The 20,452-nt window shown below is 39.0% G+C and carries 18 protein-coding genes; 15 read left to right on the top strand and 3 right to left on the bottom strand.

Annotation, left to right across the window (positions count from 1 at the left end; genetic code table 11):
• The first annotated feature begins 330 nt into the window (after positions 1 to 330).
• The 6 genes from abc-f (at position 331) to FS458_RS14930 (ending at position 7,434) form a co-directional block, all read left to right on the top strand.
• The gene (abc-f, locus tag FS458_RS14955; RefSeq protein WP_144701929.1) at positions 331 to 2,067 is read left to right on the top strand and encodes a ribosomal protection-like ABC-F family protein; all 1,737 of its coding nucleotides are present in this window, start codon (positions 331 to 333) and stop codon (positions 2,065 to 2,067) included.
• Positions 2,068 to 2,230: 163 nt separating this feature from the next.
• A complete protein-coding gene (locus tag FS458_RS14950) occupies positions 2,231 to 3,097 on the top strand; it encodes a hypothetical protein (RefSeq protein ID WP_144701926.1) in 867 nt (288 codons plus the stop codon).
• A gap of 171 nt (positions 3,098 to 3,268) precedes the next feature.
• Positions 3,269 to 4,243: a bile acid:sodium symporter family protein gene (locus tag FS458_RS14945; protein WP_144701924.1), complete on the top strand. Its 975-nt coding sequence runs from the start codon at positions 3,269 to 3,271 to the stop codon at positions 4,241 to 4,243.
• Between the two features lie 153 nt (positions 4,244 to 4,396).
• Positions 4,397 to 5,671, top strand: coding sequence for an ammonium transporter (locus FS458_RS14940; RefSeq protein ID WP_144701921.1), 1,275 nt, complete (start codon positions 4,397 to 4,399; stop codon positions 5,669 to 5,671).
• 60 nt (positions 5,672 to 5,731) lie between these two features.
• Positions 5,732 to 6,709, top strand: a complete 978-nt coding sequence (locus FS458_RS14935) for a DUF294 nucleotidyltransferase-like domain-containing protein (RefSeq protein WP_144701918.1) — start codon at positions 5,732 to 5,734, stop codon at positions 6,707 to 6,709.
• On the top strand, positions 6,706 to 7,434 hold the full coding sequence (locus FS458_RS14930) for an exonuclease domain-containing protein (protein ID WP_144701915.1): 729 nt from the start codon (positions 6,706 to 6,708) through the stop codon (positions 7,432 to 7,434). Before FS458_RS14935 ends, FS458_RS14930 begins: the two co-directional genes overlap by 4 nt.
• 37 nt (positions 7,435 to 7,471) lie before the next feature.
• Here the strand turns inward: FS458_RS14930 and FS458_RS14925 are convergent, their stop codons facing one another.
• A complete protein-coding gene (locus FS458_RS14925; protein ID WP_144701911.1) occupies positions 7,472 to 7,783 on the bottom strand; it encodes a MerR family transcriptional regulator in 312 nt (103 codons plus the stop codon).
• 285 nt (positions 7,784 to 8,068) lie between these two features.
• Here FS458_RS14925 and FS458_RS14920 point away from each other — a divergent pair, with 285 nt between their 5' ends.
• Positions 8,069 to 9,367: an Nramp family divalent metal transporter gene (locus tag FS458_RS14920; protein WP_313957529.1), complete on the top strand. Its 1,299-nt coding sequence runs from the start codon at positions 8,069 to 8,071 to the stop codon at positions 9,365 to 9,367.
• Positions 9,368 to 9,407: 40 nt separating this feature from the next.
• Here the strand turns inward: FS458_RS14920 and FS458_RS14915 are convergent, their stop codons facing one another.
• Positions 9,408 to 10,376 (bottom strand): D-2-hydroxyacid dehydrogenase family protein, encoded by a 969-nt coding sequence (locus FS458_RS14915; protein WP_231607426.1) that lies wholly within the window; start codon positions 10,374 to 10,376, stop codon positions 9,408 to 9,410.
• 53 nt (positions 10,377 to 10,429) lie between these two features.
• Positions 10,430 to 11,479, bottom strand: coding sequence for an NAD(P)/FAD-dependent oxidoreductase (locus tag FS458_RS14910; protein ID WP_144701908.1), 1,050 nt, complete (start codon positions 11,477 to 11,479; stop codon positions 10,430 to 10,432).
• A 187-nt stretch (positions 11,480 to 11,666) separates the two neighbouring features.
• On the opposite strand from FS458_RS14910, the gene FS458_RS14905 reads away from it, so the two are divergent.
• The 8 genes from FS458_RS14905 (at position 11,667) to FS458_RS14870 (ending at position 20,366) form a co-directional block, all read left to right on the top strand.
• A complete protein-coding gene (locus tag FS458_RS14905; RefSeq protein WP_144701905.1) occupies positions 11,667 to 12,086 on the top strand; it encodes a DUF1801 domain-containing protein in 420 nt (139 codons plus the stop codon).
• Between the two features lie 494 nt (positions 12,087 to 12,580).
• A complete protein-coding gene (gene pepT / locus FS458_RS14900) occupies positions 12,581 to 13,813 on the top strand; it encodes a peptidase T (protein ID WP_144701901.1) in 1,233 nt (410 codons plus the stop codon).
• A gap of 58 nt (positions 13,814 to 13,871) precedes the next feature.
• A complete protein-coding gene (locus FS458_RS14895) occupies positions 13,872 to 14,234 on the top strand; it encodes an NUDIX hydrolase (protein ID WP_144701896.1) in 363 nt (120 codons plus the stop codon).
• Positions 14,235 to 14,714, top strand: a complete 480-nt coding sequence (locus tag FS458_RS14890) for an NUDIX domain-containing protein (protein WP_144701894.1) — start codon at positions 14,235 to 14,237, stop codon at positions 14,712 to 14,714.
• 117 nt (positions 14,715 to 14,831) lie between these two features.
• Positions 14,832 to 16,100 (top strand): aminopeptidase P family protein, encoded by a 1,269-nt coding sequence (locus FS458_RS14885; RefSeq protein ID WP_144701891.1) that lies wholly within the window; start codon positions 14,832 to 14,834, stop codon positions 16,098 to 16,100.
• Positions 16,101 to 16,534: 434 nt separating this feature from the next.
• On the top strand, positions 16,535 to 17,776 hold the full coding sequence (locus tag FS458_RS14880) for an ABC transporter substrate-binding protein (RefSeq protein ID WP_144701888.1): 1,242 nt from the start codon (positions 16,535 to 16,537) through the stop codon (positions 17,774 to 17,776).
• Complete coding sequence (locus tag FS458_RS14875) at positions 17,754 to 19,427, top strand: ABC transporter permease (protein WP_144701884.1); 1,674 nt, start codon at positions 17,754 to 17,756, stop codon at positions 19,425 to 19,427. The genes FS458_RS14880 and FS458_RS14875 overlap by 23 nt, the downstream gene beginning before the upstream one ends.
• A gap of 3 nt (positions 19,428 to 19,430) precedes the next feature.
• Positions 19,431 to 20,366 (top strand): ABC transporter ATP-binding protein, encoded by a 936-nt coding sequence (locus tag FS458_RS14870; protein WP_144701881.1) that lies wholly within the window; start codon positions 19,431 to 19,433, stop codon positions 20,364 to 20,366.
• Positions 20,367 to 20,452 lie beyond the last annotated feature (86 nt).

Below are 20,452 nucleotides of genomic sequence, written 5' to 3'. Positions count from 1 at the left end.
GTTTGATGCATGCGTTGACATTTAATGTTTACGACCATATACTAACAATTGTAAGTAGAAGTCATTTTGGAAAGGAACGGTACTACGCTGATGTGGAAAACTCTTATTTTCTTAGGCTAACTCAATATTGAGACCTGGAGAATAGGATAAGTCTGCCCATTTTGCGTATACACGTAAATATCCCTTATGATTTCACACAAAGAACATGATGTTCTTGTGTTTCTTTGGATACGTGTTATTACCATATTTGTGCGAACTCACCAACCTCTCTGGGTCTCCAGGGAGGTTTTTTTGCGAGCCTCCTTAACGAACAAGAAAGAGGTGAGCTGCATGACGACTGTATTACAAGTTAAACGAGTGCAGAAAAAATTTGGGGATAAAGAAATATTAAAAGATATCTCATTTGATATCAGGCAAGGTGAAAAAATTGGTTTAGTAGGTTGGAATGGCAGTGGGAAAACAACGCTCGTTAACATCCTTATGAAATGTATTAACCACGATCATGGATCAATTACGACCTGGCCGGCAAATCTGCACATGGGGTATTTACCACAATCAACAGATTATGTGTTAGATGTTGAACGGGAGTTGATGGAAACAGGTGAAGATTTGCTGCGAACTAGCAAGAAGTTAGGACTTCAGAAACATTTGCTGCAAAATGATGAATTGCATCATTTAAGCGGTGGAGAGCGTCTTAAGGTATCCATCGCTAAGATTTGGGCGAATCATCCTGAGTTCTTGATTTTAGATGAACCGACAAATCATTTAGACCTTCAAGGGATAAATTGGCTTACAGAAGAAGTTAATAACTATAGAGGTGCAGCCATTATCATCTCCCATGACCGTCATTTTCTTGATCAATCGGTAGAGAAGATATTTGAACTGGAAGACGGCATTCTCACCATTTACGAAGGGAACTATTCATCGTATAGAAAAGAGAAACAACGTCGTTTTGAACAACAACAAAGAGATTATGAGAAACAACAAAGAAAAATACACATGATTCAGCAGCAAGTGAACACGTTAAAAACGTGGTCTGATAAAGCTCACCGGGAAGCAGGTAAGGGTGGAACGGCAGCTGAGAACAGACAGATGGGGCTGAAAGAATATGAACGGATGAAAGCAAAGAAAAAAGATAATCAAATTAAATCAAAATTAAAGCGCTTGAATCTAGAACTCTCGAAAACAGGGATCGATAAGCCCAAAGAAGAAAGTGACGTTTTCTTTCAATTTGATTCCACTGGAAAGAGAGGAAAAAGACTCATCGAAGCCCGTGGTCTAACGAAACAATATGGAGATCGAACCCTCTTTAAAGAAAGTCACTTTTACATTAAACACGGTGAAAGAATAGCGTTGCAGGGTCCGAACGGATCGGGGAAGACAACATTTATTAAAATGTTGCTTGGCGAGGAGTTTGTAACGAAAGGATCCATCTGGAAAAGTGAATCGATGAAAATTGCTTATCTTTCCCAAGATGTGAGTGATCTGCCAGAAGAAAAAACGGTGTATGAATATTTTGATTTAGAGGAGAAGCATCAAGTGACGCAGGCAAGAACAATCTTTGCCAACATGGGGATCGAGGACCGAAAACTTTCGAAGCCAATTCGTCACTTGAGTTTAGGAGAGCGAACACGCGTTAAGCTGGTCCTGATGATTTTGCAGGAATATGATGTACTCATTCTGGATGAACCCACAAACCATTTGGATCTGCCGAGCCGGGAGCAGTTGGAGGAAACATTGTTACAGTTTTCAGGCACACTTATCATCGTCTCGCACGACAGATTCTTCGTTGAAAAGCTGTGTGATAAACTGCTAGTGATTGAGAATCAGCAGCTCAAGAGGATAGAGATTGGCCTTAGTGAACATGAAGAACAGGCTAAACGATCAACAAATGAGGGCGTTCAGCAGTGGACTGAAGAATTAGTTTTAGTAGAAAACAAGATTACAGAAATGCTTGGAAAAATAAGTTTTTGTAAAACGGGGACGGATGAGTACAGAGCGGTTGATGAAGAGTTACAACTATTAATGAGTAAAAAGCGGCAGCTCATACAAAAAAAATCTTTGTAAAACAAAGTCAGGTGGAAGTATCCGCCTGGCTTTGTTCTAGTTTTACAGCCTCGTTTATCATCACATTTTTATATTGCAAAATTTTTTTTAGACTCCATGCCTCTTTTCCGCTTTTTTTAAACACTTATAGGTTGTATCAATCGTATAAGGGGGGAAGGGAAAGTTGAGAGCAGGGAACATACGTCAATTTGCTTCACTTAGCCAGTTTGAAAATGTAAAAGAGTTTAATGAACACAAACGTTATTTTTTGGAACATCACGCCGGTTTGTTTACGAAGTCAGAGTTTTTGGCGTTTGAGTTGCTTAGCCAATATAGTGTAGTCGTTCCAGGAGTAGCAAACGCAAAGATCGATACGCTTGTTGATCGAAGTGTAGAAAAAGGAGGCAGTATTTCGCGCGCTTCTTTTTTACGAATGATGAGAAAAGCGAAAAATGCAGGAATTATAGTCGTACATAAAACATATCGTACAAGCGGAGGATTTGCTCATAATGTATTTGTCTTTCAGCGCTTTGATCCAGCGATGGAAACGAAAGTGATCCAGCTTAAAGGAAGGGAAACCCCTTGTGAGAGTAAGGACGAGGATACAAAAAAAGCGCGTGAATCTATAAATCTCTTTATAAATCTAAAAGATAAAGATCTAAAGATACGTAAGGAGAACGTCATGACGGACAATTTACCTTATCTTTCTTTAGGAGACCTCGATGAATCCTTCACGCCAGATTCTGTTCCGAAAGACTTCATACGTACGGTAAAACCATTCTTTAATTCGGCCATTGAGATCTATACGTTTTGGGAGAAAGCGAAACTGGCATATAACAAGTTTAATTTCGACCGTCCGCTAGAATTTATGGTTTCAGTTGTAATCGCTGCATTCAAAACAACCGTTTTTCACTACAAAAACAGAAAAATCAAGGCGACATTTATGCAATATTTTTATGGAACGCTAAAAGGGATGTTCATAGTCGAGAGGAGACGCGAACACATGGCGAAAGTACCGCGATACAACTGGATAGATGAGCCTGAAAATTGATAATCACATAAATTTTTGAAGGAATCACATAAAAAATGGAGTTGATCACATAAAAGTACGACCTCATCATATAAAAAACAAATATAATCACATAATTCTGAAATTTTAATAAATAACCATTGAAATTTTAGATAACTCGTATATACTCTCTTAAAAAGGAGAGTGACAACCATGAGATTTCTAGAGAAAGTAAGTAAGACAGCGGGCAACACCTTTGCGATTTGGGTGATTCTTTTTGCCATTGTAGCATTTTTGATTCCAGAAGGCTTCACATGGATCGCTCCCTATATTCCTCTCTTATTAGGAATTATCATGTTCGGGATGGGGCTAACTCTGTCTTTGGATGATTTTAAGGCAGTGTTTCAAGCTCCAAAGAGTGTATTTATTGGTGTGGCAGCACAGTATACGATCATGCCGCTCCTTGCTTTTGGATTAGCTACGGTATTTCAATTACCGCCTGAAGTAGCAGTAGGGGTGATTTTAGTAGGTTGCTGTCCCGGTGGAACGGCATCAAACGTGATGACTTTCCTAGCTAAAGGTAACACCGCCTTATCGGTTGCGGTAACATCTGTGGCAACGTTACTTGCCCCAATCTTAACACCAGCTCTAACACTGCTGTTTGCGAGCAAATGGCTCTCAGTATCAGCGGGCAGCTTGCTGCTGTCGATCGTGCAGATTGTACTCGTTCCTATTTTTTTAGGACTGGTCGTTAAGTTATTATTTCGTAAACACGTTGAAAAAAGCGTTGCTGTCCTGCCGCTAGTATCTGTAGTTGGAATCGTAGCTGTAGCATCAGCTGTTGTTGCAGCAAACGCAAAACAAATTGCTGAGACAGGATTATTAATCTTATCCATTGTGGTTCTTCACAATGTGCTGGGACTTTTAATCGGTTTTCTGATCGCGAAAGGTTTGAAGCTGGACTTTGCAGATCAAAAGGCTATTTCCATTGAAGTCGGGATGCAGAATTCCGGTCTAGGTGCGGCGCTTGCAGTGGCTCACTTTTCGCCGTTGTCTGCTGTGCCAAGTGCTATCTTTAGTGTGTGGCACAACATATCAGGACCATTGCTTGCAACATGGTGGGGGAAGAGAGCGGAACATGTTGACGCACAAAAGAGGACTAACACTACATCATCTAAAGTGGTCTAACAGATAGAGAAGCAAACCTTTATACATTGAAGGGTTTGCTTTTTCTCTTTTAATTAGCGATTTAAAAAACCATGTCAGATAATCTTACATGGGTGTAGAATCTGCGCCAGAACTGTATAGAATGAAAGAAACAGTTCAGTAGGGGGCGTTCAGATGGAAGATATCGTGTTTTCATTAAACAGTGTTTGGCTTATTTTAGGTGCACTTCTTGTCATTTTAATGCAAGGCGGGTTCATCTTACTTGAAGCGGGATCGACTCGAATGAAAAATGCAGGACATATTGCAGGAAAGACAGTCTTTACGTTTGGATTAGCATCAATCGTATTTTGGGCAGTCGGATATGGATTTATTTTTGGTGGTAACTCGAACTTTTTTATCGGGCTGTCTGATTTTTTCTATTCAGGTGATCAAGCAGAAGGAATGGCCTATTCGACAGCTGCATTTTTCATGTTTCAGCTTGCGTTTGCAGGCATCTCTTTAACGATTGCGTTCGGAGGATTTGCTGAACGAGCGAAATTGTCTGCTTATCTCGTGTTTGCTATTCTTTTCTCAGTTGCAGTCTATCCTGTTGTTGCTCATTGGATCTGGGGCGGAGGTTGGTTAGCGGAACATGGCAAGCAAGATTTTGCCGGAAGTACAGTCGTTCATTTAACAGGTGCGATGGCGGCATTTGCTGCGACATTACTCTTAAAACCGCGTATTGGAAAATTTAATAAGAATGGTACGTCCAATAACATTTTCGGACATAACCAAGTGTATACTGCATTAGGAGTCATCGTCCTTTGGGTGGGATGGTTTGGTTTTAATGGAGGAAGTACCTTTGTGGTTGATGATGGATTTTTCGGATTTGTTGCGTTAAATACAAATCTCGCGGCTGGAGCAGGTGCGGTTGCTGCACTTATTATCTCATGGATGGTTTTGGGTAAATCCGATATTCCAACGATCTTAAATGGTGCGTTAGCAGGACTTGTTGCGATTACAGCTTCTTGTGCATTCGTTGAAACGTGGGCAGCTGTTCTAATTGGGTTTGTTGCAGGAATCTTAGTATTCTATTCAGTTAAATTTTTCGATAGATTAAAAATAGATGACCCGATCTATGCGTTGAGCGTTCACGGAGCGGCCGGAATTTGGGGGACGTTATCTACGGGGTTGTTCGCGACACCAGAACTTGCTACAGTCGGGAAGCCTGGCTTGTTCTATGGCGGTGGATTCTCACAGCTTGGCGTTCAGGCGATGGGTGTATCTGTGTCAGCGTTGTACGCTTTTGTTGTTTCATTCGTTCTTTTATATGCAATGAAAAAAGTAATGAAGGGTCTTCGTGTTTCAGAGGAAGAAGAAATTATCGGCTTGGATGTGAGTGAACACGGAAACTATGGTTATCCAGAGGCGTTCATCGCAAACGAAGAAAAAAATAGAATCGCAAATTAATAGTGATAGAAAGCATTGGGGGCTATTCCTCAATGCTTTTATCACATAGGATGTGTGAATATGCCTTACTCAAGTTTGAAAAAATGGCGTGATGAAAAATGGATGGAGCATCAAGATTCGTCACAAGCTTTAAATGAATTTCATGATAAAATGATGAAAAAAGTCTTTCATGTTGCTCTACAAAAACATATTGAAACATTTGGCCCTGTTCCATGCCGATACGAATGGTTTGTGATGGGGAGTGGGGGTAGGTTCGAACAAGCAATCATCTCAGATCAAGATCATGGGCTGATCTATGAGGAAAAAAGTGATGAAACGAAACGATATTTTCTTTCCTTAGGAAAAGAGTTAGCAGATGGTTTGAATGAAGTAGGTTATCCGTATTGCGATGGAAATGTGATGAGTTCTAATCCTGTTTGGAGTAAATCCATAGTAGAGTGGGAAGAGCAACTTTCAAAGTGGCTTACTGAAGAAAGCTTCGAGAGCATACGTTTTCTTTTGATTTTTTATGATGCACGAGTACTTGTGGGTGAAGAAACTTATTGTAAAAAACTTAGGAAACTCATACATGATTATGTGAAGAGGAATCCGCATCTTTTAGAACGGCTGTTAGAAAATACACAGCATGTAAAAAAAGCAGTAGGCTTCTTTCATCAATTTATAACAGAATCACATGGCTCACATGCAGGAAGTATCGATTTAAAGCAATCTGGATTCTTTCCTTATGTTAATAATGTCCGCTTACTTGCTATGAAAGAGAGTTTAGAGGCTACCTCTACACTTACAAGACTGAAGGAACTGTATAGCATGTCGAAATATACAGAAGATCTTAAATGGTGCAGAGAAGAATTTGAAAAACTCCTTCAATATAGGTTGCAATATCATAACAAAACTACAGAAAACTACGATGACATTCACTACTTAAACATAAAAGAACTTAGCAAAGATGAAAGAAAAGATATGAAGCATATTCTATTAAACGGTCAAAAGCTACAAAATTACACGCAATCGGTCATTAAGGGAATGATTGATACATGAGGATGAATCCGCTTATTCAATTTATGAAGCAAGTCCAAGGGAAAATAAACTCAAGTGTTTATGCGTCATTACAAGGGCAATCAAGTCCTCAGCATGTCGCATTTTTAAGGCAGCTTCAAAAGGAATTAAAAGTGGAGGAAAGTTTAACTATTCCTTTTAGTGATTTGAATGTTGTAGTGTTCGATCTTGAAACTACTGGTTTTTTTCCTGAACAAGGTAACCAGATTTTATCGGTCGGTGCAGTGAAAGTAAAAGGGGGAGAAGTGCAACATGAAGAAACCTTTTATTCTCTCGCGCAATGTACGGGTGAACTTTCTCCAGAGATTAAAGAACTTACAGGAATAGAAGAAAGTGATCTTCAACATGCTCCTCAATTATCGAAAGTGCTAGTAGATTTTTATGAATTTGCAGGAGGACACGTTCTCGTGGCTCACCATGCAAGTCATGAGAAGAAGTTTCTTCAACACTATAATTGGAAATTATTTCGAACTCAGTTCAAACATCGAATAGTAGATACATCATTCTTACTAAAGATTGCTGAACCAGAGACTACTCTTGTCCGGTTAGAAGATTGTTGTGAACATTGCAATATACCGGTAGCAAACCGGCATCATGCATTAGGAGATGCTAAGATGACCGCAGAGCTTTGGAGTGTTTATATAGAGCGTGTTCAAAAATTAGGAATAAAAAATTTACGAGAGGTGTATGAGCGGCTCTCGAGATAAAACAGCTGGCACCATTTTACCGGGGAGCCAGCTGTTTTCAATTTCTCATATTAAATTGCGCGTTAATCTGTCCTCGGATCATTTTATTACGTTCGTCACGCTGCTGCTTTTTCGTAAGTTCTTTTTTGATTTCATATGTTTGAACACCATCTTCAATTTGATCAGCAATTTCCATTAGACGTTCTACATCCGAGAAAGAGTATTTGCGCGTTCCTTTGCCCGTTCGTTCAGGGAAAATGAGTTTTCTCTCTTCATAGTAACGAATCTTACGTTCTGATAGCCCTGTTAGTTCACTGATGATACCTATGGACATAACTTTTTTATCTTTATAAGATTTATCAACTGACATGATTTTCCCCCTCTCTGATGAAGTATTAGCCGACAATTCAAAATATTGTTATTTATTATATCATATTGGTGTTAGGTTTTCTTACATATATGTTATTCCAATTTATTTTTGTTTGTGAACACTATTTCTGATAAGAGTTTAGATTTCTTTTATCAAAGTTGATAGTAGAAAGGGACCTATGTATAGATAGGTATATAAGAAGTTGATAAAATATTCAGATATATGACATAATTAGCAGATGTTCTACTGAAAGCGTTTTATTACAGAGAGAAGGAGGAGCTGAAATTGAACAATGAATTGGAATTAAACAATGAACTTAATTCAGTTGCTGGTAACAATCCTTTACCGCCTCAAACGATGGGTCAAAAATTAAAAATGATCGGTCCAGGTTTTGTAGTTGCAGCAACTGGAGTAGGTACAGCGGATTTAGTAACTGCCATTGTAATCGGTACCTCATTCGGAATGACTTTTGTATGGGCCATCGTAATCGGTTCTATTTTAAAGTATTTCTTAAATGAAGGAGTGGGCCGCTGGTACCTTGCGACAGGACAGACCATTCTGCAAGGTTGGCATTCACTCGGAAAATGGGCGACTGGATATTTTGGTGTTTATTCGGTCATCTGGGGTTACATTTACGGTGCTACTGCGGCTATGACTTGTGGATTAGGTATGCATGCGATGCTTCCTATCATGCCGATATGGGCTTGGGCAATCATTCATTCTTTATTAGGTTTTGCACTTGTTTGGACGGGGCGTTATTTGCTTTTTGAAAGAATAATGACTGTATTGATCGGTGTTATGTTTATCACAATTATTGGTACATCTTTGCTTTTCTTACCTACGATCGGAGAATTTGCTGGTGGATTTGTACCCAAAATGCCAGACGGATCGCTCATGTTAGCTCTTGGATTAATTGGAGGAGTAGGCGGTACGATCACGATGGCTTCTTATGGATATTGGCTAAGAGAAAAGAATTGGAAAGGAAAAGACTTTGTTCCCATTATGAGGCTTGATACGAAAGCAGCGTATGTTATTACGGGACTTTTTACGATGGCGGCCCTTGTAATCGGAGCGAAGTTCTTATTTGGAACAGATGTGAAGTTAGAAGGAGATCAAGGTCTTCTAAATCTTGCTGAACTTTTAGGCCAAGAATTCGGAACACCGTTGCGCTGGTTATTCTTGATCGCGTTCTGGTCCGCTGCTTTTACTTCACTTCTTGGCGTTTGGAACGGAGTGCCGTATCTGTTTGCGGACTTTTTAAGAACCATTAAGACAAAGAAAGAAGACTTACATTCAGTTAAGCCGGTTACAGAAAAAGATAAGTCGTATCGTGCTTATTTAGCATGGCTGACATTCCCACCGATGCTTATCTTCTTTTTTGGAAAGCCGGTTCAGCTGATCATTATATATGGTGTGTTAGGTGCATTGTTCATGCCGTTTCTTGCGATCTCACTCATTATCTTGTTGAATTCTAAAAAAGTGGATGCGGAATATCGTAACAAGTGGTTAACCAACGCAGTCTTGATCGGGTGTCTACTCATGTTTGCATTCTTAGGAATAAATGAGCTGCAAAAGCTGTTTTAATTAACGCTATACAATCCAAAGCCCACTCAACGGTGGGCTTTTAACTTTTTATAGCTTCTATATTAGCGATACGTTTAGGGTTATCTTCTATTATGTAAGAGATAATGTTATCTACACTTGTTGCTAAAAAATTGTGAAACATGTTGTCCGTCTTCCAACCAATGTGAGGCGTTAATAGCACGTTATTAAGCTTCAGGATTGGGTGGTCTTGTCGGATTGGCTCTTCTGAAAAGACATCTAACCCCGCAGCTGCAAACCACTTATGTTTTAATGCGTATACAAGTGAATCCTCGTCTAGCACTTCACCTCTTGATGTGTTTATAAGAAAAGCGTCGTTACGCATAAGCCTAAAATGCTCTTCTCTAAGGAGGTGCCGAGTTTCGGGCACGAGTCTTACTGAGATGATGACAAAGTGAGAGGTCTGAAGAAGTTCTTGTAATTCTTTGTATTCAACCTCTTCGGCCTTCGCGCGCTCAATGGTTAAGCGGGGGCCCCATGCGACAGTTTTCATTTTGAAAGCTTTTGCTATCCTTGCTACACCTGAACCAATCTTACCTAGTCCGATGATGCCTACTGTTTTGTTTTCCAGACCAAGACCAACTGACTCTTTCCATACACCTTGTTTTAGTTGTTGATCTAAATGCAATATATTTCGAGCGTGAACGAGCATCATACCAAAGATTAATTCTACGACGGCAGCAGATCCTCCTGGAGTAGTGGCAACTGGAATGTTAAGCTTACTTGCCTCTTCCATATCGATGTGTGAAACGCCTGATCCGGTTTGTGCAATGAGTTTAATATTCTTTAGTTGATTAAGAAGCTTTTTCGGAAATTTTGTGCGTTCTCTAATCGTTAAGATGACATCTGCTTGTTCAATTCTACAGATTAATTCGTGTTCTGTTGGCTTATCGGAATAAATATCTACAATGAAGTATTTTCGTAAACGGTCTATTTCAGGGTTTGTTGCAAAGGTATGCTCCCAATCATCTAATACTACAATTCTCATCATCCCCAGAAAACTCCTATCATTTCATATTGATATATCACCTAATATTACTTGGTTCATCTCACCATCTGTTTAACAAGCTCACGATTGCGTTCTTTAAACACCTCATTATGTGAGGACACCATCGCAACTTTTTGTGCATCAGGTTGGATGAACTGCTTTGCTTTATTCACTGCATTTGCGGCGTCTTGAAAAGCACCAGAGATTAAATTTAATTTTCCATCATGTTTAAGGATATCGCCAGCGGCATACAATCCAGGAATAGAAGATTCACTGTTAGCGTTTCCTGCAATATAAAAGTTGTCTGCGAGTTCAATATTTAACCCACTGTTTCCTAAAAGAGATGTATCTTGTTCATAGCCATGGTTGATGATGACTTCATCGATAGGGAGGTAAGAAATTTCACCTGTTTCGTGATTTGTTAACTCAATCTGTTCAATAACTTCATGGTTGGGACACGCGAATAATTTTGAGATCGAAGTGTTGAAAATGCAATCGGCACAGCTGTTCATTAATTGTGTAACTTGCGCTTCATGTCCAGCGAGATTTCCTTTTCGATAAGTCAGGTACACTTTTTTTGCAATGGGTACTAATTCGTTCGCCCAATCGATCGCCGTATTTCCGCCACCTGATATGACTACAGTCTTATCTTTAAAATGCTGAAGGGATTTAACGGTATAGTTTAAGTTTGACACTTCAAACCGTTCAGCTCCTTCAATATCTAATCGCTGAGGGTTTAAGATACCGCTTCCAACGGCAACGATAACAGTTTTAGAAAAATGCTGCTCACCGGAAGATCCCTGCAAAATAAAATTACCATTCTCATCTTGTGAAATTGCTTCTACTTTTTCATTCAGTACTACTTCAGGATTAAACGTAAGTCCTTGCTCAACAAGTTTTTCAATAAGTTTTGCACCTGGAAGAGGTGTATGTCCTCCAACATCCCAAATCATCTTTTCTGGATAGACATGTATCTTACCGCCTAACTGCGGTTGAAACTCTATAATTTTAGTCTTCATTTCTCGAAGACCACTGTAAAAAGCTGAATAAAGGCCTGCTGGACCTCCGCCGATAATGGTCACATCGAAAACGTTATGTTGATCCATAATGTTCGCTCCTTTTTGGAACATTTAATATTGATTATCATTCTCAATTAGTAGTATACAATCTAATAAAACACTTTACAATCAGGAAATTGAAAGGGGAAGTAAGAAAGGGGATTTGCTAAGTATGTAGAAGGTTAAGATATAGAAGCTTTCACTTCAAAATTTCATATAAAAAAAGGAGCTAATTATGTACGAGCAAAAGACAAAAGAAACCGAACAGAGTGTTGTTGAGTTTATCGAGAATGTGGATAGTCCAAAAAAGAGAGAAGATGCTTATAAGTTGTTAGATATCTTTTCGGAAACGACTGGTTTTGAAGCGAAGATGTGGGGACCGAGTATTATCGGATTCGGCTCGTATCATTACAAATACAAGACAGGGCATGAAGGGGATGCACCACTTGTTGGCTTCTCACCAAGAAAAGCAAAGATCAGTCTGTATTTTGCCTCAGGAGACCCGGATCGCACTGAGCTGCTTGAACACTTCGGCAAACATACAACGGGTGCCGCTTGTGTATACATTAATAAACTAGCTGATGTGGATGAGGAGATCTTAAAAAAACTGATTAACAAGTCAATTGAGTTTCTATTAAAAACGTATCCACAATAATAGTTCTATAATCTGAAGAACTATGTTCAAGTTTTTTGCGTGCTCTCGGGTTCCGTATTTTTAAAGGAGATGAGCCGATTACGAAAAAACGTAGCAAGTTTAAGGAAAGTGAAATGATGATCGAAATTGCCTTTGGTTTAGGTTCTAAATAGAAGAATAGTTGAAAAGGAGCCCAACATTGGACTCCTTCTTTTAATTAATGTTTTTTATGACAGCCGCAGCTTTTCTTCTTTTTCTTCTTACACTTCTTACATTTTAGATAGATATAGCTTGAAGAAGACTCACATTTATCTTTTTTCCAAGAACCCATTTAAATCACCCCATTATTTTCACAACACCTTTGTTTGGTGCTGGTAATATATTTTATGCAGGATGAGGACAAGTTGATTAGACATCAAGACATGTGAAAGCGTACATTTTTTAATAATCTAGCAATATGTAATGTTTTGTAAAACATGCTATCATAAAGCAAAACAATAGGAGTTGATTGAAAATTGAAACAAGAAATAATGGATCGTTTTATTACATACGTAAAAGTAGATACACAATCTGATGGAAGTAGTGACTCGACTCCATCAACAGAGGGTCAGTGGACCCTGGCTAACATGCTTGTTGAAGAGTTAAAAGCAATTGGTATGGAGGAAGTAACTGTCGACGATAACGGCTATGTTATGGCAACATTACCATCCAATTCTGATAAAGACATCCCGGTCATAGGTTTTCTTGCACACGTGGATACAGCTACTGATTTTACAGGAACGAACGTTAAACCGCAGATCGTCGAAAACTATGACGGAGAAACGATTATCTTAAACAAAGACTTACATATCGAATTGTCTCCAAATGACTTTCCTAGTTTACAAGACTATAAGGGACACACATTGATCACAACAGACGGCACAACATTGCTCGGTGCAGATAATAAAGCAGGCATCGCTGAAATCATGACAGCGATGAAGTACTTGATCGAACACCCAGAGATTAAGCACGGAAAAATAAGAGTAGCATTCACTCCGGATGAAGAGATCGGGCGCGGTCCTCATAAATTTGATGTGGCTGCATTTGGAGCAAAGTATGCCTATACGATGGATGGCGGACCTTTAGGAGAATTAGAGTATGAGAGCTTTAACGCGGCTGATGCTAGAATTCGTATCTTAGGAAAGAACATTCATCCTGGTTCTGCAAAAAACAAGATGGTGAATGCGGCAAAAATTGCGATGGAATTGAACGGGAAGCTTCCTGTTGAAGAGGCGCCTGAGCACACAGAAGGCTATGAAGGATTCTATCACTTAATCGGTCTGAAAGGTGATGTAGAACAAACAGACATGTATTACATCATTCGCGACCATGACAAGGAACTTTTTCAAAAGAGAAAAGATAGAATGCTAGAGATCGTAGATGAAATGCGTGAAAAATATGGCCAAGATAAGGTTCAGTTAGAAATGAACGACACATATTATAATATGAAAGAAAAGATTGAACCGGTTAAAGAGATTGTTGATCTCGCTTCTGAAGCGATGAAAAAGCTCGATATCGAACCGAACATCAAACCAATTAGAGGGGGGACAGACGGATCTCAACTATCATTTATGGGCCTTCCGACTCCGAACATCTTTACGGGCGGAGAAAACTACCACGGTCGTCACGAATATATCTCTGTTGATAATATGATCAAAGCGACTCAAGTCATTATTGAACTTGTGCAGTTGTTTGAGCAGAAAGATTAACTACTAAGCTAACCAATACCTTTTGGTTAGCTTTATTCTGTCACTAGGGGGAGTAAAGATGTTAGCGCAAGGTGTTGTGGTTCATGAAGGCAAGGTTTTGTTAGTACATCAAAAAGTAAAACGTGGGGATATTGTATGGAATTTTCCAGGCGGTGGAGTAGAGGAAGGAGAAAACTTTGAACAAGCATGCCTAAGAGAAGTGCTGGAGGAAACAGGCTATACCGTAAAAATAATAAGATCCCTGTTTCAGAGTAAAGAGAAACAAACATTCCTTTGTGAACTGATCTCAGGGACCCTCTCTATTGAAGATGATGAAGACATACTTGACGTACGATGGATTGATCTAAAAGGTGATCGTTATTTTGATGATGTTTCAAGACCTGTAGTTGAAATGGTGTTAAAGAATATGGAGGTAGTGTAAATGAGCTATCCCATTCGTGTTAGAGCAGGTGCTTTGATTATTGAAAACGATGCTATCCTGTTAATAGAGTTTGATGATGAGAATGGCCTTCATTACAATTTACCGGCAGGTGGGGTTGAACCAAATGAATCTGTTAAAGAAGCAGCAAAACGCGAAGCGAGAGAAGAGGCAGCAATAGAAGTAAATGTTGGTCCACTCGCGTTCACGTATGAATATGCACCACATCTTATTGATAATAGATATGGAACAACACATTCACTAGGACTCATGTTTGAGTGCACTCGTATAGGAGACTCCGAACCGAAATTACCGGATAAGCCAGATCTGAATCAGACTGGCGTAAAATGGATTCCCCTTAAGGATTTAGAACAAATCACTCTGTACCCCAAAGTACAAAGACATATAAAAGCGTTTATAGATCAGAAACGGTACAACGCTTTTATTGAAGAACATACTCTGGAGAATTACGAAAAGGTATAATTACCACATTTATAAAATTCTGAAAAAAGCTGTTATTACTATCAAAAAATCTTTATACTATATACATATATAAATAAACTAATCAGTCGTTTTTAAAACGATTTAAGGAGGATCCACATGGAATCTTATTTTTTTGAACGTAATCGAAGCAGATTAAAAGAAGTGCTTCCAGAGGAATCTTTAACTATTCTTTTTGCAGGAAAAGCTCCGCAAAAATCAGCTGATGAACAATACCCATTCACACCAAACCGAAACTTTTACTATCTATCTGGGATTTCAGAACAGAACGTGATCCTCGTACTAAAAAAGAGCGGCGAAAAATTTGAAGAAACACTTTTTATCGAAAAAGCTGATCCGGTCATGGAAAAGTGGGTCGGGAAAACCGTTTCTAAAGAGGAAGCAGAGCATCAATCAGGGATAAAAGATATCAAATATGTGGATAGCTTTGAGTCGTTTGTTGCCAGTCAATTCTTTACAAATCAAGCTCAGTATGTTTGTTTAGATCTAGAACGCCGTGGGTGGACAGGTGCCCCATCTGAAACATCACAATTCGCAAAGCATATTCGAGAACATTATCCGCATGTGACGATTCACAACGTATATCATGAAGTTACTGAACTGCGTGTGTTCAAAACGACAGAAGAGATTCAAAAGATTAAAGAAGCGATCTCCATTACGAAAGAAGGCATCTATAATGTGCTGAAACACGCGAAAGCTGGAATGAAGGAGAATCAACTTGAAGCACATTTTGATTTTACTTTAAAATCCAACGGAGTTCGTGATTTCGCGTTTAAGACGATTACGGCAAGCGGAAAAAATGCTACGATTCTTCATTATGAGCATAATAGCGCACAAACGAATCCCGGTGAGCTCGTTCTTCTCGATCTAGGAGCACAAAAGGATTATTATAACGCGGATATCAGTTATACGTTTCCTGTAGATGGGAAGTTTACAGATCGTCAAAAGGTTCTCTACAATATCGTACTTAAAGCGCTAAAAGAAACGACGGCTATCATTAAGCCAGGTCTTGCCTTTGCCGAACTTAATAATCATACGAAAAAAGTGTTAGCAGAAGAGTGCAGACGTATCGGTTTGATACAAAATGACGATGAAATCTCCAAGTATTACTATCATGGTGTGAGCCATTTCCTTGGACTTGATACCCATGATGTCGGTTCGTACAAAGATCGTATTTTAGAGCCTGGAATGGTCATAACGATTGAGCCTGGACTTTATATTGAGGAGGAAGCGATCGGTATTCGAATTGAGGATGACATCTTAGTAACAGAAGATGGATTCGAGAACTTGTCTAAAGATATTTTCCGTGAGGTAGAGGAAATTGAAGAGTTTATGGCTACTCAAGGTGTTCATGCGGTAAAAGCTTAATAGGTTTTGAAAAAAGAGGTTCTTTGTCAAAGGCCTCTTTTTTTACGCTCTTTTCTAAAAGATTGTTGCTTTAAACTCCTTGTCACCCTTGCTAATTGATTGTAGTGGAAGGTGCGAGACTCCTACGGGACAGGCGGGCAGCTGAGACACTTAAGAGTGAAACGTACGAATGTGGCTCAGCGCCTGCCCCGTGGAAAGCGAGCAGCCTGGAACGGAAATCAACACTTTCAAATGCAACAAAGTTTGCGAAAACAGCCTTTTTTTATCATTTTTCTTGAGATTCATAGCTTTCAATACATATATAAAAAAATATACAAAATTTCTCCATTTTTTGTACGTGAGTTGGACAAAAAAAGGGAAACAATAAATTACCAATAAAAAGAATGAACCAAATGAAGAGAAGTAACGTTAGCTTAGTGGAGGGTGAGTATACGATGAAAAAAATGAGAATGTTGGTTTGGGTAATGCTGCTATTATTCGTGTCAGCATGTTCCCCATCAACGGATGCAGCAAAAGAATCTAAAGACATATTAAAAAAAGATTGGCGAGAAATTGAAGAGACCACTAAGAACAAGACAGTCAGAATGTACATGTGGGGTGGAGACACAGGGATCAATCGTTATATGGATGAATGGGTTGCTCCACGTTTAAAGAAAGATTATAACATTACACTGAAACGAGTACCGATGGATGCTCCAGAGTTCTTAAAAAAGCTAGCGAATGAAAAAAGAGCAGGGAAAGATGCTGGAAATATGGATATCATCTGGATCAATGGTGAGAATTTTAAAAATGCAAAAGACAATGGGCTGTTGTATGGTCCCTTTGTCGATAAGATGCCAAACTACAAAAAATATGTGGATGCTAAGTCATTAGATATTCAATATGACTTTGGAACAAAAACAGAGGGCTTAGAAGCACCTTGGGGGAAAGTGCAGTTCGTTTATCAATATGATGAAGAAAAGGTGCCAAATCCACCTCAAACATTTGAAGAATTAGCTCAGTGGGTAAAAGAAAATCCAGGGAAATTTACATACCCTGATCCTGCGGACTTTACAGGTAATGCTTTTGTACGTCAACTATTTTATGAGTCTAGTGGGAACGTAAAAAACATTTTGGACAGTGGCTATGATGAGGATTTTGCCCAGAAAAATAGTGTGAAGATGTGGGATTATTTGAACGAGATCAAACCTTATTTATGGAGAGAAGGGAAGACCTATCCAAATAATTTAACAGAACTTGATCGTTTGTATAGCAAAGGCGAAGTATATATCACGATGGGTTATAACGAGGCACGAGCAGAGAAATTAATAAAACAAAGTGTGTTTCCCGCATCCACCAGATCGTTCGTTATGAAATCAGGTTCTTTAGGAAATGCTCACTTTTTAGCGATTCCTTTTAATAGTCCCAACAAAGAGGGTGCGATGATTGCTATTAATTTTATGCTTTCTCCTGAAGCTCAGTTAACAAAGTTAGACTCGGAATTTTGGGGTGAGAATATGTCCCTTGATCCAGCGCGACTTTCAGCGGCAGATCAAAAGAAACTTCAAACCATTAAACGTGGAGAATCGGTTTTACCCGCTGAAACTTTAAAAAAATATTTGCAGCCAGAAGTAGATTCAGAGTATGTTGCATGGCTGAAGGAGAATTGGGTTAATGAAGTGGTTCAGAACAAGTAATCCTTATGTACTTATGGCTCCAGCTGTTCTAATAACCATTCTTCTCCTCGGCTATGGAATAGTAATGGCGTTTCTAGAGAGTATTAAGTATTACAATCAACCAACCTTAAGTATTTATCGAGAGCTGTTAAGTGATGAAATCTTTATTACATCTATTCTATACAGTCTTCGAATTGCTTTTATATCAACGATTATTTCCCTTCTAATAGGGCTTATCCTTGTGAGATCACTCTATCCGGTTTTAAGAAGTAAGTTTCCAAAGTTAATTGCCTGGATGCCGATGGTCTTTCCGCATTTTATTTGGGGATATATGTTATTTCTTCTCTTTTCTCAAACGGGGTATATTTCTTCGTTATTAAATGGAATGGGACTACATGACCAGCCAAATGAGTTTCCTAACCTGTTCAAAGATTCTTTTGGAATAGGTATCATCATCACTTATGTGTGGAAAGAGGTACCTTTTGTAATCCTGATGCTTCTTCCAGTATATGAACAATTATCGAGCCCGCAGAAAGAGCTGGTGTATACCCTTGGAGGAAGAAGATGGGATGTATTCTGGCATGTTGAGAGACCATACGTTTTTCCCGTTATGTTAGAAACGTTTTTTATCGTTTTCGCTTTTGTTGTTTCCGCTTATGAAGTTCCTGCACTCCTAGGAGCAACCTATCCTAAGATGATTCCTGTCATCAGCTATGACTGGTTCTTTGGATCAGACTGGACAAAACAACCGTACGCTTTTGCAGCTATGGTTATTTTGACCCTATTTATTGTGCTTATTGTGTTTTTGACATACTTGTTCACTAGGAAAGGAAGGATTCATTTAGCTCAAAGCTCTGGTGCATTTCACGACTTACAAGCAGAAAATCGCAAGTATTCAAGAGTCTTATTTTTTGTGATGTTAGGTATGACGTTGCTGCCAATATTCATTTTGGTGTTGACCAGCTTTGTTCAAAGATGGACATATGGAGAACTCCTTCCAAGCTCATTAACGATCCGTGGCTGGCACGAGATGTTATGGCATGGACCAAAATTTATAGAGGCTGTATATACTTCGTTAGGAATCAGCTTGCTAGTATTATTGCTTAATCTCTTGATTGGACTTCCAGCTGCTAAGGGTCTCGCGTTCCATATTTTTCAAGGTAAAAGTTTGGTAGAGACTTTATTATTGTCTCCTATCTTAATACCCTCAATCGTAATCGCGCTTGGCGTACATCTAACCTTTATTAAAATCGGAATTGCTAATCATTGGACAGGAGTAGTGATTGTCCACCTATTACCAACTCTTCCTTACACGATCAAAGTATTGCGCGCAGGTTATGAGCGAATTGGCAAAAGACAGGAAGAAATTGCAGTATCACTTGGTGCAGGTGCATGGGGAGTGTTCCGAAATGTTTATCTTCCACAGCTTATTCCGAGTATCAGAAGTGTTGTTTTTCTTGTTACTGTAATTTCACTCGGACAGTATTTTTTAACAGCACTAATTGGTGGGGGAGAAGTTAACACGATGGCAATCTTATTCTTTCCTTATTTTCAAACAACAAATGACGCAGTGATCGCAAGTTTTTCGATTCTATTTGCCATGATCCCTATAGTTGTGTGGCTGTTAATAGAAGGTACCTTAAGACTTGTTATTCCAAAACAACCGAGGTGAAGAATGGAATCTCATTTTATAGAGTTAAGTGATATCAGAAAAGTGTACAAAGATAAAGAAGTACTGAACTTGAATCAACTGCGTGTAAGAAAAGGAGAGATTATTTCCGTAGTCGGTCCTTCTGGAACTGGGAAATCTACTTTACTTCGACTGATTGCTGGATTAGAGAAAGCAGACACTGGAGAGATCATGATTGATGGTGAACAAATAACAAATGTACCTCCACAACAAAGGCCAGTGGTATATATGTTTCAAGAATCACTTCTATTTCCACATATGAATGTCTTAGAAAATGTTGCTTTCGGACTAAAGATGGCAAAAGTCAGTAAAAAAAAGAGATATGAGAAAAGTAAAGAAATGATGAAAAGAGTGGGCTTAGAAGGTTTAGAATCCGATTTTCCTCATGAGATTTCTGGCGGTCAGAAACAACGTGCAGCTTTGGCACGGTCTTTGATCGTACATCCAAAAGTTCTTTTATTGGATGAACCGTTCTCAAGTCTAGATACGGAACTTCGAAAAGAGACGAGGAGATGGATCAAACATCTATTAAAATCGGAAAACATAACCGTATTGTTCGTCACACATGATTTGGAGGAAGCGATGGCTCTTGGAGATCGTGTAGCCGTTTTAAATAAAGGTAAGCTCCAACAGCTTGATAGCCCACATGTTTTATATGAATCTCCATTTAATCCATTTGTAGCTTCGTTTCTTCAAGGTGGTATTTGGACGGAAGAGCGCTTCATCCCCGTAAGCAGTCTTAAGTTAGGAAGACATGATAATCAAAATGGAAGAAAAGCTGAAGTGATAGAAACATATTATCAAGACGGGAAGTTTCATTGTGTTTTGTCTATTGAACATTCAGAAGCCATCATTACGTTAACAACTCGTGAAAAGGTGAATGTTGGAGAACATGTAAAGGTTTTCGAAGTGGAGAGATAAGAGAGCAGAAAACGATTTTCTCTAATATTCTTTTCGTTATTTGGCATACACGTTTCTAGGATCAAGCACGGCAACTGAACATGCAT

This window comes from Fictibacillus phosphorivorans (genome assembly GCF_007673525.1).
GTDB classification, from domain to species: domain Bacteria; phylum Bacillota; class Bacilli; order Bacillales; family Fictibacillaceae; genus Fictibacillus; species Fictibacillus phosphorivorans_C.
Note: the sequence above shows the minus strand (reverse complement) of the source record. Positions and strands in the feature narration are given on the sequence as shown.